Consider the following 14,528-nt stretch of genomic DNA (forward strand, 5'->3'; position numbering starts at 1 on the left):
GCGGTATGCATCATATCGATCTGGACGCCGGGGATGCACCAGCGGCCCAGAATGTCGCCATGACCGTTTTCTGGCGGGGCGGCTATCCTGTCGGCCATCTGTTGCGGCTGGAGGGTGGAGGCGAACGACGGGTCGAAGCGTCCGTGCCGCCCGCAGCCCCGCCCGCCGTCCTGCCGCCAGCGACCGCCAGCGTCGTCATATGCACCCGCGACCGGCCGGATGAACTGCGGCGCTGCCTCGCTTCGTTGCCGCAGCAGAGCTTCGCCCCGAACGAGATCGTCGTCGTGGACAATGCCTCACGCGACGGCCGCACGCGTGAGGTGGCGCTGGCTGCGGGCGTTGTTTACGTGCGGGAAGATCGGCCGGGGCTGGATCTTGCCCGCGACACCGGCGCAACGCACGCCACGGCGGACATCATCGCCTATACCGACGACGACGTGCTCCTGCATCCGCGCTGGCTGGAACATTTGGTCGCCGCCTTCGATGATCCCGCAATAGGCGCCGTCACCGGCCTCGTGCTGCCGGGCGAACTGGAAACTGACGCGCAACGCCATTTCGAGAGCTACTGGAGCTTCAGTCAGGGCTATGACCGGGTCGATTTCAAAGCCGGTGACTTCGCCGCCATCTCCGCCGAGACGGTGTTTCCGGCATGGAAGGTGGGAGCGGGCGCCAGCATGGCGTTCCGCCAGGACGTCTTTGCCAAGGTCGGCTATTTCGATGAACGGCTGGATGTGGGGCAGGCCGGTTGTTCGGGCGATTCGGAATTTTGGTATCGACTGCTCGCAGCGGGTGTGGATTGCCGGTACGAGCCGACATCCGTCGCGTTTCATTTTCATCGCCGCGCGATGGACGGGCTTTCCCACCAGATTTATTCCTATATGCGGGGCCATGCTGCGGCGTTGATGGTGCAAAATGAGCGCACCGGGCTTGGCTGCAACCGGCGCCAGGCGCTGTGGGTGATGCCGCGCTGGTATATCGGGCGGCTGTGGCGGCGGCTGGGGCGGGGCTGGACGGTGGAGGACCGCTTTCTGCGCCAGGAAGTCACCGGCTATTTTGCTGGCCTCCTTTTCTATTATAGGCAGAAGCGCCCCAATGGCTGATCGACCTTCTGTTTCGGTCATCATGCCGGCCCGAAATGCGGAAGCGACGATCGAGGCGGCCCTGGAAAGCTTGAAGGTCCAGAGCGTCATCGATTGGGAAGCATTGGTCGTGGACGACAGGTCGACCGACGACACCGCCGCCATCTTGCAACGCATGGCGCTGGCGGACCCACGTATTCGCTATATGCTTGGCGGCGGCGAAGGCGCGGCGGGCGCGCGCAACCGGGGCATCGCGGCGGCGCAGGCCCCATGGCTCGCCTTTCTGGACGCGGACGACTGGGTCGATGCGGCTTTCCTGGCCAAGATGCTGGATGCGCTGAAGGCCGCGCCCGATCATCAGATCGCTTATTGCGCCTATCGCCGCGTGATGCCGGACGGGTCGATGACCGATGGTTTCGCCGATCCACGGGTGCGCGACGAACCGTTCGAGACATTCGCCCGGACATGCGCCGTCGTAACCATCAATTGCCTGCTGGTCGATCGGCAGATGGTGGTGGATGCCGGCGGGTTCGACACCGGGTTGCGCACCTGTGAAGATTGGGATCTGTGGCAGCGGCTGTCGCGCGCCGGCGCTCGGTGGCTGATGGTGGACGAGGCGCTGTCCTATTATCGTTCGTCCACAGGATCGCTGACAAGGGACAGCGGGCAGATGCTGGCGGATGGACGGACGGTGATCCGGCGCGCCTTCGATGCCGACCCGCGTGTCGCGCATCCGCTGCCTGCCTACGCCCAGGGCATTACGGACGCCCGCGGCCTGTCGATGGAGGAAGCCTATGCTTGGTTCGCCTTCTGGAACATCATCGTGGCTGAAGTCGGGGGCGTTGGCGCGCCGGTCGATGTAGAGCCGCTGGCCCATCTGAGCCACGGACCCGACCGCGCCGAAGCGATCGCCGACAATATCATCGAAGCGCTGGTGGTCGGCCTGCGCCTGGTGCCCGCGCAACTCGCGGCGCACTGGGCGGCTTATGCCGGCATCATCGACCGATTCCTCGCCGAATTGGGCAGGCTGTGGAACGATGCAGGGGCAGAGCGGCGTATCCGCTATGCACTCGACCGCAAGCTGATCGCCTATGATAGCCTGGCGGAGCCGCGTATGCTTGGATTGACGCTGGGGCTGCGCGTGGCGATGGACGCGCCGCCCGACGTCGCGCTGCCGCCGGGGATCGATCGGTTGCACGCTTATATCGTGTGGCAAGACGAAGTGCGCTCGATCGCCGAGCCGGGCGCACTGGGCGGCTTTGGCGCGCTGGAATGGGTCGATCAGATTCATTTCCCAGATCAGTCACGCGAGGCGATCGGCGGCTTCATCCGCTGGCTGGCGGCGCCGGTCGCTATCAGCCATGCACTGTCGGCGCATGGCCTCGATTGGCAGGCGCCGCCCTTGCAGGCCCGGATGTCGCGCAAGCTGGGCACGCTTTTTGGCGTAGGTCCGACACCCTATGCAGCCGCGCTGGCGGAGGGTGAAGCGGTGATCGCGCGCGCGCCGGAACTCTATCCTGCCGGCGGCCACAATCACGCGCTGGCCCGGCGGGCGGTCGAGGCGCGCGCAAGGGCGCTGGCGACGCCCCGGCCCGTCATGCCCACGGTCGCGCTGCGCGAAACGCCGGCGGAGGCAGAACGAAGCGGCGATCGCAAGGCATTTTGGGACAGCTATTTTGCGCATGAAGACCCGTGGAATTACGGTTCGCCCTATGAGCAAGAAAAATATCGGCTCCAGCTTTCCCTGCTGCCCGATCGGCCGCTGGGTCGCGCGCTGGAACTCGCCTGCGCCGAGGGGGTGTTCACTGCCCAGTTGGCGGATCGTGTCGATCACCTGCTCGCCACCGATATCGCCGAACCGGCGGTATCGCGGGCGCGACACAGGCTGGCGGACCGGACCAACATAGATTTTGCGGTGCTGGATCTTGCCCGTGATGCGTTACCTATCGGGTTAGACCTCATCATCTGTTCCGAAGTCCTCTATTATCTCGACGACGAGGCGGAACTGGCATCCGTTGCTGCCCGGCTAGCCGCTGCGCTCGGGCCGGGCGGCACCCTTGTCACTGCCCATGCGCACATGATCGCCGACGACCGCAGCCGCACGGGTTTCGACTGGTCCAACCCTTTTGGCGTCAAGGTAATCGCGGACGTGCTTGCAGCAACGCCCGGCCTTGCGCTCGATCATTCGATCCAGACAGAACTCTACCGGGTCGACCGTTTCTGTCGCGTCGCCGACGACGCCGTGCATCCGTCTCCGTTAGTCCAGGATCATGCGTTGATGGCGCCGCTCGAACTGTCCGTCGCGCGACGGGTCATCTGGAACAGTGCGCCAACCTTGCGTGCCGAAGCAGCTGACGAACGCCGCGCGACGCTGCCCGTGCTGATGTATCATGCGGTTGCCGAAGGTGGATCGGATGAGCTGCGCCGTTATCGCGTGGCGCCTGGGATGTTCCGCGACCAGATGCGCTGGCTGCGATCCCATGGCTATCATACGGTAACGGCCGATCAGGTGCAGTGGCACTTGGCCCATGACGAACCTTTCACCGGACGGCCCGTATGGATCACCTTCGACGACGGGCTTCAGGATTTCGCGGACCATGGCTGGCCGTTGCTCCAGGCGCTCGACATGACCGCCGAAATTTTCCTCGTCACCGATCATGTCGGCGGGCGTGCGCAATGGGATGCGCGTTTCGGGGTGCCAGCGCCGCTGATGGATGCGGCGACGATCGCCCGGCTGGCGGGAGAAGGCGTCTTTTTTGGTTCGCACCTGGCGAGCCACAGCGCCGCCGACGGCCTGTCGACGGCGGCGCTGGCAGACGAGATGCTCCGGTCCCGCGCGATGATCGAGCGCTGGATCGGCTGGGCACCCGCAGCGCTCGCCGCGCCGTACGGCGCCATCGACGAGCGTTTCGGCAGGCTGGCGTCGCAATGCGGCTACACGCTTGCGATTGGCGGCGGGCAGGGGGCGGTGACGCTGGGTCAGTCGCCGTTCGACCTGACGCGCATGGAAGTGCGCGGCGACCACTCTCTTGCCGACTTCACGGGTATGATGGAGGCTCTGCTGTGATCGATGACAGGCTCGTCAGCATCGTCATCCCCGCCTATAATGTTGCCGCCACGATCGATGAGACGTTGCGCAGCGTACGCACGCAGACGCATGGCGCACTGGAAATCATCGTCGTCGATGACGGTTCCCGCGACGAAACAGCCGCCATCGTGCGCACCCATGCCGTCGCTGATCCGCGCATTCGGCTGATCGAGACGCAGAATGGCGGGGTTGCGGCAGCGCGCAATCGCGGCTGGCAGGAGGCGAAGGCCGATCTCATCGCCTTCGTCGACGCCGACGACCTGTGGGCGCCCTTGAAGATCGAGCGTCAGCTTGCGACACTGGACGCCGCGGGACCGGGATGCGGCCTCGTCTATTGCTGGCATGCCAAGATTGATGCGCTGAGCCACGTTACCGACAATCGGGAGCGGCCGATGCGCGAGGGGCAGGTGCTCGACCATCTGTTTCGCGGCAATTTCGTCGGCAACGGCAGCGCCGCGCTGGTCCGGCGACAGGCGCTGATTGACGCGCGGGGTTTTGAATGTAGCCTTTGGCGCGCCGGCGCGCAGGGGTGCGAGGACATATTATTTTACGCCCGCGTCGCCGAACGGCACAGCTTCGCGGTCGTGCCCGACTATCTGGTTGGCTATCGTTACCTGCCGGACAACATGTCGAGCGACATGCGGCGGATGCTGCGGTCCTGGCTGATGGTCGTCGAGGAGATGGCAGATCGTCATCCGGCCAAGCGGCCGATCCTGATCGAAGGCTTGCGGGCCTATGGCGGCTGGCTCGTCCGCCGGGCTATCTATCTTGGCGATCTGCGACAGTTATGGGGCGTTCTCGCACTGCTGTTCCGTGCCCATCCCAGGGTGGCAGCCGGGGTCATGATGCGTGATATACCCGATGCGTGCGTTCAACTCGTCCGGGGGGCCAAGCAACGCGCGCGCCGTCGTCTCCGGGGGTTGCGGCATCGTCGTCCCGTTACCCCGTCGGCCCCCTATCCCTTTCCCATAGGCGATCTCCCGTCATGACCATCACCCCCGTCGCCGCGCCGCTCGATACTGACGAGGCGGGCGATGGGGCGCGCGAGCCGAGCGCGGCCCTGTCCTCGCTTCGCGACCTGCGAAAATTGCTGGCGATCGTCGGCAAGCCGCGCTGGACGACCCCGGCGTTGATCGCGTTGGGGCTGGTTTCCTCGCTGGCTGAGACAATCGGCATCACGCTCATCCTGCTGTTCCTCTACACCGCCAGTGGCCAAGTCGCAGCCGCCGAGGGCGACGGCATGATGGGAGAGATATTGCGGGATGCGGTCGGCTGGTTCGGCAGCACTACGGAACTTGCCCTGCTGATCATGGTCCTGATCATCGCGCGTGGCCTGCTGGCGCTGCTCTATACCCGGATCAGTTCTGCGATTGGGGAGCAGATCAGCGAATCGGTGCGCAATCGCATCCACCAGCAATATCTCACTGTCTCCTATGCATTCGTCCGGAGGCATGAGCAGGCCGAACTGATGGAGGTGCTGGGGACCGAATCCTGGGTCATCGCCAGCGCCTATGCCGCCTTTACGCGGCTCATCATCAACAGTTGCTCGATCCTGGTGTTCCTCGCCTTCCTCATGGGGCTGTCGGTGCCGATCACGCTGACCGCGATCGTCGGTACGCTCGTCATCGCCACGATATTGCGCTTCTTCGCCAATCCCGCCCGCGCCTTTGGCGGACAGGTTAAGAATGCGCATCGCGAACTTGGCGAACATATGCTCGTCACCTTGCAGGGGATGCGCACGATTCGCGCCTATGGGCAGGAGGAATATCATCATGGCCGCTTCGTCGCGGCATCCGCCATCGCGCGCGAAAGCTCGCTGGCGATGCTGCGGCTGTCGGCCTGGATCGGCCCGCTGACGGAGATCGGCTATCTGGCCATCCTGTGCACGATCATCGCCGCCGCCGGCTGGTGGGGGACGAGTTTCGCGGTGACGCTGGGGGCGGTCGTCCTGCTCTATCGGCTACAGCCACATATAAGGGAACTGGAGGCCAATCTCCTCTATATCGCGCAGGTGCAGACACAGCTTCGTTCGGTCCGCACGATGATCCAGGATGAAGACAAGGATTATCCCCTGGCCGGGACGGTCCCGGTACAGGATCTGCGCACGGGCGTTGCTTTTCGCGATGTGAGCTTCGCCTACGGACCCGATCAGCCCGAAGTGCTGGACGCCGTTTCGTTCGACATTCCCGCAGGCAAGACGACGGCGCTGGTGGGGGCCAGCGGGGCCGGCAAAACGACGATCGTCAATCTGCTGCTGCGCCTCCATACGCCGGTAGGGGGGCAGATCAGCGTGGACGGCGTTCCGCTGGATCAGTGCCGGCGCACGGATTGGCTACGCATGATTGGCGTCGCGGGGCAGGATGTTGATCTGGTCGAAGGCACAGTGATTGACAATATCCGCATGGCGCGGGAAGGCGCGGCGGAAGAGGATGTGGTGGCGGCGGCGCGCAGCGCAGGCGTCGCCGAATTCGTCGAGGACCTGCCTTATGGCTTTGAGGAATGGGTGGGGCAGGAAGGGTTGCGTTTTTCGGGCGGACAGCGCCAGCGCATCGGGCTGGCTAGGGCCATCCTGCGGCAACCTGCCTTCATGATCCTGGACGAAGCGATGAGCGCGCTCGACCGTAATCTGGAGGATCGCGTTCGCACGGCGATTGACACTCATATGCAGGGACGGACGCTGCTGATGATCACCCATCGCCTCGAAACGGTACGGTCGGTCGATCATATCGTATGGATCGACGGGGGCAAGGTCCGGGGCGCTGGTGCCCCTGCTGAACTGATGGCGCGCTCGCCAAAATTTGCGGCGTTGTTCGGCGCTGCGCAGCCCTGAACGGCGCCGGGTTCAGCGCATCCAGGGCGGAAAGCCACGCGCGCCGCGCACGCCTGCTGCCCAGCCTGCAAGGCCATAGCCCAACTGTCGCCATGCGCCCCGCCGCGCAAAGCGCATGAACAGCAGCGCGAAGGACAGGGCGATCGCGACGGGCAGGCGTGCTGGCGTCGTATCGCGCACGACGTTCAGCTTGTTGCGCTCGTCTAGATAGATGGGCAGGCGCGGTCGCCGGTTGATCGCATCTGCGGAGCCGGTCGTGCCGCCCTGTCCGTGCATGACCCGCGCTGCCGGCGCGAAGCCCAGGCGCATGCCCAGCGCCCTGCCGCGCAGGCACCATTCCACCTCTTCGCCATAGAGAAAATAATCGTCGCGCATCAGCCCTGTGACCTCGACGAAGCGCGCGCTGATTAGCATTGATGCGCCCAGCAGATAGTCCATACTGGCCGCTATCGCCTGCGGGTCCACCGCGTCGGCTAAGGCGCCGCCATGGCCGATCGATACTGCCCGCGCCATCCAAGACCGCCAGCGGCCGCCATATGCCTGTATCTTGCCATCCTGATGATAGAGTATGCCGCCCGCCGCATGGCAGTCGCCTTGCGACAGGCGTTCGACCAGGGCGGATAAGGCGCCCGGCTCGGGCCGCGTATCGGGATTGACTACCCACCATGCATCGGCCTCCCGCGCCGCCCTGATGCAATGATTGACGCCGCCGGCATAGCCCAGGTTGCCCGACGCGAGCAGGACCGTCACCTTCTGCCCGCGCACCAGCCTCGTGGGCAGGATCGCGGTCAGGGCATCATAGGCGTCGGAACCCCCATTTTCGCAAATGACGATCTCGAAATCCCCATGCGTGCAGTGGTCCAGCGCCTGTATGCAGGTCCGTATCTCTTCCGCATTGCGAAAGCCGACGATGCTGATGGCGACATGCATGGGATCAATCCGTTCCTGCCAGCAGCCGGTGGGCATGGATGAAGCGCCACCAGCGGATGCGCGCTAGCGTAGCCAACGCCGCACGCCGTTCGACGCCCGACATCAGTGCGGGACTGTTCAGCACGACCGGGATATGGGCCAGGACCGATGGGGGAAGCAACCAGGTTCGTACCAGCCATTTTACCTTGCCGAACCGTCGAAGCCGGTAAAGTCCATAGGTTTCGGCATTTAGCCGCTGCCACTTTTTGCGCAGGTCTTCCCAGCTGACGCGCGCTGGATGCCCTACCACCGCCCTGTCCGCATAGCCGATGCGATAGCCCATATCGCGGGCGCGGTGGCACCAGTCCTTGTCCTCGGAAACACCGTTGCGGAAACCGCCGACCACATCGAAAATGTCGCGGGTGCAGAAAAGGTTCGCCGTAACTGTAAAGGCTTTTTTCTCGACATATTCGCGGTTGTCGAAGGCAAAGACGCTTTCGAACGCTTCCGGGCCGGTGATAGCCCGGCTCCGATCGATCAGGACGACCATCGCACCGCCCACGAAATCATGGTGGCTCAACGCAGCAACGCCCTCCGTCAGCCAGGCCGGCTCTGGGATGCAATCGCAATCGACAAAGGCCAATATGTCGCCCCGCGACGCCGCGACACCGCCGTTGCGGGCTGGCCCCGCACCCTTCTCCGTTACATTTACTAGCGTTGCCCGCGCCGCTATGGTTCGTTCCAGCTCATCGCGCGATAGCGGCGACGCATTGTCGGCGACGATCACCTCGAACGTCCCGCGGAGCTGGGTCTGGGCCTCGATCGCCGCCAGGCATAGGTTAAGCGCTGCCAAATCATTATAATGGGGGATGATGACGCTGATCTGCGGCGCGGTCATGGCTGGCCGCCTTGGCTCCCGGTTCGCCACGCCTCGATCCTTCGCGCCACCGCGTCCGGCGCGGGATGGAACACCAGATCGCGCTGCGTTGCGATCAATTGTCGCAACGTGGCGATGTCCATTTCCCACCAGCGGCTGGCGTCCAGCGCCTCGGCGAGCACGGGATCGAAGCGATCGCGCAGCTTGCGGGCCGGATTGCCGGCCATGATCGCGTAACGATCGACATTTTTGGTGACGATGGCGCCGGCACCGATGATGGCGCCCCGGCCGATGAACTTGCAGCCGGGTAAGATCATGACGTTGTGGCCGATCCACACGTCATCCTCGATCACCAGCACGTCGTCCCAGTGGATATCCTCGTCCACCGCGCCGAATTTGCGTTCATAAAGGGCCGGATGGGTCGTCATTGCATCGTATGGATGGTTGATCGGAACTGAACGTACGCTGCTCGCGATGGAGCAATAGCGGCCGATTTCTATTGGGCCGGGCATGCGCCAGCGATCGAAGCAGCCATAAGAATACATGCCGACATTGATCCGGTAACGATCGCGAAAATGCGCGCGCAGCTTCGCATTGTCATGCTGGGATCTGCGCCAGAGCCAGAGTTTGCCCCGTTCGATGATGGTGCTCAGCAGGCTCATGTTGCCGCCCCTTGACCAATAGCGCCAGGGCAGGCGTCGCGGATGGCGAACATGGGTCCGCCGCGCGTCGGAGCCATCATTGTGATTGTGCGTGCGTCGGTGCCTTGCCCGACTTCAATACGTCGTCGATGGACTGCATCCGCAGATAGACGGGCACGCCCTCCTCCACGAAGCGGAAACGTTCGCCAACCTCGTCACCGATCGCTTCCAGCAACTGGCTGCGAAGGCCGGTTTTGACCGCATTCGCCAAGTCGATGTCGCCGCCGATCAGGTCGATCACGCCCGCATGATGCAGCGCGCTGTCGCTCAGTTTCTCCAGCGCGCCCGCTTCGCCATCGATCTGCAAGCGCTTGATCGCGCGCAGGCTGCGATCGGAAAGCCGCTGTCGCGTCTCGTCGACGACCAGTTCCAGGGCGTTGGCCACATCCTGGCGCTCCGCCACCGCGCTCTGCCGGTCCAGCGCCCCGATACCGGCATGCTGGCTTAGCAGGCTAGCGATATAGGGCAAACCACATGAAATATGGGTGATCAACTCAACAGCCGCCGCGTCATAAGGCAGGCCGCAGGTCGCGCTGCCCAGGCCGATCAGCTCGTCCATCTCCTCGGACGTCATGTTAGGCACCTGGATGCCCAGGATGTTGCGACGGATCGAGGGGATATGCTCGACCAGTTCTGCCAGATTGCCCGCAACGCCTGCCATCACGATCTGTACGCGGGTTGATCGGTCGGACAAGTTTTTGACCAGTTCGGCAATCATCCTGCGGAACGCGCCGCTGGGGCTGCGATCGAACTCGTCTAGGATCACCAGGACGCGGGTGGAAGACAGCTTCGCGAAGAGATCGCTGAGTTGGTGGGGCGTCACATCGCCGGGCGGCAACAGGTCGGCGAGCGTCCCGCCGCTCTCGATCTCGGTCTGCGTGGGCGCATAGTCGGCATGGAACAGCAGGGGGATGGATGCGGCTATATTTCGGAATATCTCGGTGAACGAACTATTCTCGCCGCAGGAGGTATAGCAAACGATATATTTCGCTTCATCCGCCAATTGAGACAATATGCTCAGCAGCGACGTCTTGCCGATGCCGCGTTCGCCATAGACGACCACATGCAACTGCTGGTCCTCGATCGCACGAATCAGCCGGGTGAGAACGGTCTTGCGGCCGGCGAACATCGAAATGCGCGATACCGGCTGTGACGGTGTGAACGCTTCCCGCAGCCTGGCCCGCGCCTTGTCGGCGGTAGCCCCGCGCCCGAGGCGTAACTGATCGGTGGCCAGCACCTTGAATTGGGGATGGGCGTCATGCGCCCCGTCCCCGGCGTCGCCAATGCTGCGAATCAGGGGACGCATAACGCGGCCCGACGGGCGGGCGGAACCCTTCCGCATTTTAGAGAACCAGGTCAAACTCAAGCTCCTGCACTGAGACCCACACGACTTGGACACGACAGAACCTGCATGGTCGATCCGTCGAGACCATCAACAGACCATCTGCATTCCACCCATGCCATGGCCAATCTCGTCGATCCCCGAATGCTACAACATATGTCCGGTGCGATCGTCTTCTGCTAGAGAAAACTTAAGGAAGCTTTGTGAATTTGTTGCGGCGCGAAACAGCGCCTAAATATATGCTCCCTTGCTGTTCGGCAAGCGCGCCCAGGGACCGCATGTTCCCGGCAAGATCATGGCTCAGCATGGCGGTCACGCTCGCCTTGCACGGACTGCCGGTCTGGAGCGTATAGGTTCCCCGCCGATCCCGTCGGTCGAGCCGCTGCTGGTGACCGCCGGCGCAGTGTAAAGCGGGTCGTTGCGGACAGTATTGGATATGTCGAAGATCGCGCCCGACCCCGCATAGTCTTGCGCGAAACCGGCCCTTGGCCGACCGGGTCGCCGTTGGCTGACTTGAACTGGGTAAAATTATCCGTGCAGCCGACGCCATGTTTGTAAGCGAGATTTCCGATGCGGGTGCCGTCCAGCACGAACGTGTCGCCCTTGCAATAGAGCTGGACAAAGATGTGCCGTGCTGGCGGATGAACTTGCTGGCGCGCGGCGTCGCACCTTCATCATAAACGTGGTTCGACCGGCCATGGTCGTTGAGACCCGCAAGGCTGTTATTGCAGAACAGTATATTCGTCGCACCGGCCGACGCATTGTCGGGCTTGATCCCCGTCATCGACGCGCTGGTCGCACTGACGAACTCGAAGATGTTCTGCATGCACGCCTTGTCAGCGCCGGCGACGCCGAAGGGGGAGGCGAGGTTTTCGATACCGAAGAACTTGTTGAAAGCGAGGATCCAAGCCCCAGCCATCGCACTCGATCGGCGGGCTATGCAGCCCAACATGAGATAGCCGTCGAAGCCGCGAACGCCGGTCGTGTCGGGCAAGTAGAGGCCGCGCCACAGCCGATGCTAACCATTGGTCGACGTAGCAATCGCGCTTGCCGCCGGGTTGAGCATGGTTCCGCCGTAGAAATAATCATCGGCGTTGGACAGGTACGCGCTGTTCTGCGCGTTGATATCGAACTCGACATTCTCCCAGAAGATTTCCAGCCTGTTTGCCGCCTCGCCCATGATCGCGAGCGTCGAGGTGCGCTGGACGCGGATATTGCGGATATAGATGCAGCCGGTCGACAGCGGCGACACCAGCGTGCCTCCGGAACCCAGCCGCATGGGCGGCGTCGAAAAGGTGAGCTGCACGTTCGCCATTACCTCGTCAAGATTGCGCTCGATGATGAGCGCCGCGATCTTCTGGCTTTTGGCGACGGCTGCACCACTGCCCCATGCGATATCGCCCCCGGCCATGAAGCGGATGATGCAGCCGTCGATCCCGCTGCCGCTTGCTCCGTAGCCGGTGGAGATGGCGTCGATCGCCGTGGTCATCGTCAAGAATGGCAGGGCTTTTGTTGACGCGGCGTTGGTCGAGACGATACCGGTCGTGTTGTTCCCCGCCGCGCCGACATAGACTAGCGGAGGCGCGGCCGTGCGCGCCACGTCATTGCGAAAATAGCGCGGGCTGAACGCCTTGCTGCGCGACACGGCTGCGCTGGCAAGGATCGACCCGGCATCGCCGATATGCGGATAGACCTCCGTGTTGACCGTGATCAGGCCATCGGTCAGCGCGCTGATGTCCGCCGTCGGCAGCGCATGGATGATGACCGCATTCTGGTCCGTCGCTCGCGGGAAGACGGTCGGCATCGACACCAGCACCGGAATCGTGGTGGTGCCATCGCTGATCATGAACTTAACGACGGCGACCTGTTGGCCCGCGCGCATATAATAGCGGAAGGCGACCAGCTCGATCGGCATGGCGCTGCCGCCGATGCTGTTGCCGACCAGTTGCCGGTCAGGCGTCACGAAACCGGCGATCATCGCCGGGCTGGTCTCGGCGCTATTGTTGGTGACCCCGCGATCGTGTCTGTAGCCAGCAGATAGTCGATGAGCGCCACATCGGCGGCAGTCAGACTCGCCTGGTTGGGATAGATCTGCCGCACGCGGGTCGTGCAAGACATGGTTTCACTGATGGTGACGGCGTTACCGGCACTGTCAAAGCCTGGACGGGCGACGGTGAAAGGCGACGGCGACGCGATTCAGGGCGTTGTCGCCCATTGCGCACGCCAGCCGTCGGCGGATATGCTGGACATGGGTGCGGCGACACCCCCGCCCGCGGCCCGCGAATGCTCGCGGCGTCCCTTCGCCGCGCCAAAGCCATAGCCGACATCAGGCGTATGCGATCGACGGCGCTGTACCCCCGGAACGTGATCACGCCAGCGCCGGCCGCACGAATTGCCTTGGGAAGGGGATCGATAGCCTTGGGTGTCGTGCGGCGTGATGGCAAAACAGCGGCGCGCGGGAGAGGAGGGCGAATCGATATGTTTGGAAAAGCTGCCCACTAACAAAGTCCTTTCGTTTGCTCCTGATATGTTCCAATTCATGCTGGACGTGTAGGACAGCGACTTTTTGCACCGGCGCCGGATAGCGCGTGCATGAGGTAGACGCAGGCAAAGCCCGCTCAGCTATGACATCCTGGCTAGCTGTTTAGTCCCAGTGATTGATGGTGCGGATTTGATATGAATAGTTCGGGCACCTCTGTCCATGCTTTGCAGATGGCTTCGTAAGGTGTGAGCCCTCGCAAGGTCTTTAGGCGGCGGGCGAAGTTGTAGGCGGCGACGAAGTCGGTGAGATGCTGTCGGAGTTGGTCGTGCGTCTCGTAATGGTAACGCTTGACGGTCGCCTCCTTGATCGTCCGGTTCATCCGTTCGACCTGGCCGTTGGTCCATGGGTGCCGTGGCTTGGTCAGGCGATGCTCGATGTTGAGATCGGCACAGGCCAACTCGAACGAATGACACCGGAACGGCAGCTTCTGTACCCGCATTTCCTTGATGTCCTCAGGCGTCCAGCCATCGCCTGTCGGGTCGGTGAAGTGCGTCCCATTGTCGGTGAGTACAGTGTGTATCCGGTACGGCACGGCTGCGGCGAGATGACGCAGGAAGTCGCCTGCTACCCTGCGGGTGGCTTTCTCGTGCAGTTCCACGAATGCGAACTTCGAGGTCCGATCAATTGCCACCAGCAGGTAAAGCTTGCCCTCTTCGGTCCGTACCTCGGCCAGATCGACGTGGAAGTATCCGATCGGATAGGCCTTGAACTTCTTCCTGGCGGGCTTGTCACCATCGACTTCCGGCAACCGGTTGATGCCGTGCCGCTGTAGGCAACGATGAAGCGCCGAACGCGTCAGATGCGGGACCGTGGCCTGCAAGGCATAAAGGCAATCATCCAGCGGCAATAGTGTGTGGCGCCGGAACGCCACTATCACCGCTTCCTCCTCGATCGTCAGCGTCGTCGATTTAGGGGCCTTCGGCCCCGTCCGCAGGTCGGCCGTCGAAGAGCGCCTCTTCCATTTGGCGATGGTCTTGGGATTAACCCCATGACGCTTAGCCAGCACCCTCAAGCTCGCTTGACTATGCTGTATCGCTCGACGGACTGCCTCAGTCGTTGTGGCGCTCCCGTGGAGTATCTGGCCCATAGCGCTTCCTTCCAGCTGACGGTGAATAATGCACCATCAAAACCTGGGATCAAACATCTAGATGGTCCATTCC

The 14,528-nt window shown here is 63.1% G+C and carries 10 protein-coding genes; 4 read left to right on the plus strand and 6 right to left on the minus strand.

The genetic code is table 11. The annotated features are described in order from the left end of the window. Positions 1-5 precede the first annotated feature (5 nt). The 4 genes from FE851_RS00085 to FE851_RS00100 are packed head-to-tail and all read left to right on the plus strand — an operon-like array spanning position 6 to position 6,997. Positions 6-1,100 carry a glycosyltransferase family 2 protein gene (locus FE851_RS00085; protein ID WP_261370810.1) on the plus strand — a complete coding sequence of 365 codons (1,095 nt, stop codon included), beginning with the start codon at positions 6-8 and terminating at the stop codon, positions 1,098-1,100. Beyond that, on the plus strand, positions 1,093-4,146 hold the full coding sequence (locus FE851_RS00090; RefSeq protein ID WP_145198791.1) for a trifunctional glycosyltransferase/class I SAM-dependent methyltransferase/polysaccharide deacetylase: 3,054 nt from the start codon (positions 1,093-1,095) through the stop codon (positions 4,144-4,146). Before FE851_RS00085 ends, FE851_RS00090 begins: the two co-directional genes overlap by 8 nt. Next, positions 4,143-5,156, plus strand: coding sequence for a glycosyltransferase family 2 protein (locus tag FE851_RS00095; RefSeq protein ID WP_145198795.1), 1,014 nt, complete (start codon positions 4,143-4,145; stop codon positions 5,154-5,156). The genes FE851_RS00090 and FE851_RS00095 overlap by 4 nt, the downstream gene beginning before the upstream one ends. Next, the gene (locus FE851_RS00100) at positions 5,153-6,997 is read left to right on the plus strand and encodes an ABC transporter ATP-binding protein (protein WP_145198798.1); all 1,845 of its coding nucleotides are present in this window, start codon (positions 5,153-5,155) and stop codon (positions 6,995-6,997) included. Before FE851_RS00095 ends, FE851_RS00100 begins: the two co-directional genes overlap by 4 nt. A 12-nt stretch (positions 6,998-7,009) precedes the next feature. Here FE851_RS00100 and FE851_RS00105 read toward each other — a convergent pair whose 3' ends face one another. The 6 genes from FE851_RS00105 to FE851_RS00130 all read right to left on the minus strand — a co-directional run bounded on the left by FE851_RS00105 (position 7,010) and on the right by FE851_RS00130 (position 14,455). Beyond that, positions 7,010-7,963: a glycosyltransferase family 2 protein gene (locus FE851_RS00105; protein ID WP_261370811.1), complete on the minus strand. Its 954-nt coding sequence runs from the start codon at positions 7,961-7,963 to the stop codon at positions 7,010-7,012. Continuing rightward, complete coding sequence (locus tag FE851_RS00110; RefSeq protein WP_145198801.1) at positions 7,932-8,804, minus strand: glycosyltransferase; 873 nt, start codon at positions 8,802-8,804, stop codon at positions 7,932-7,934. The genes FE851_RS00105 and FE851_RS00110 overlap by 32 nt, the downstream gene beginning before the upstream one ends. After that, positions 8,801-9,445 carry a CatB-related O-acetyltransferase gene (locus FE851_RS00115; protein WP_145198804.1) on the minus strand — a complete coding sequence of 215 codons (645 nt, stop codon included), beginning with the start codon at positions 9,443-9,445 and terminating at the stop codon, positions 8,801-8,803. The genes FE851_RS00110 and FE851_RS00115 overlap by 4 nt, the downstream gene beginning before the upstream one ends. A 76-nt stretch (positions 9,446-9,521) precedes the next feature. After that, positions 9,522-10,790, minus strand: a complete 1,269-nt coding sequence (locus tag FE851_RS00120; RefSeq protein ID WP_186378708.1) for an ATP-binding protein — start codon at positions 10,788-10,790, stop codon at positions 9,522-9,524. Between the two features lie 1,054 nt (positions 10,791-11,844). After that, on the minus strand, positions 11,845-12,804 hold the full coding sequence (locus FE851_RS00125; protein ID WP_145198810.1) for a hypothetical protein: 960 nt from the start codon (positions 12,802-12,804) through the stop codon (positions 11,845-11,847). Between the two features lie 658 nt (positions 12,805-13,462). Next, the gene (locus FE851_RS00130; protein WP_145198813.1) at positions 13,463-14,455 is read right to left on the minus strand and encodes an IS481 family transposase; all 993 of its coding nucleotides are present in this window, start codon (positions 14,453-14,455) and stop codon (positions 13,463-13,465) included. Between the last annotated feature and the right edge of the window lie 73 nt (positions 14,456-14,528).

The organism is Sphingobium sp. B2 (assembly GCF_007693735.1).
GTDB classification, from domain to species: Bacteria; Pseudomonadota; Alphaproteobacteria; order Sphingomonadales; family Sphingomonadaceae; genus Sphingobium; species Sphingobium xenophagum.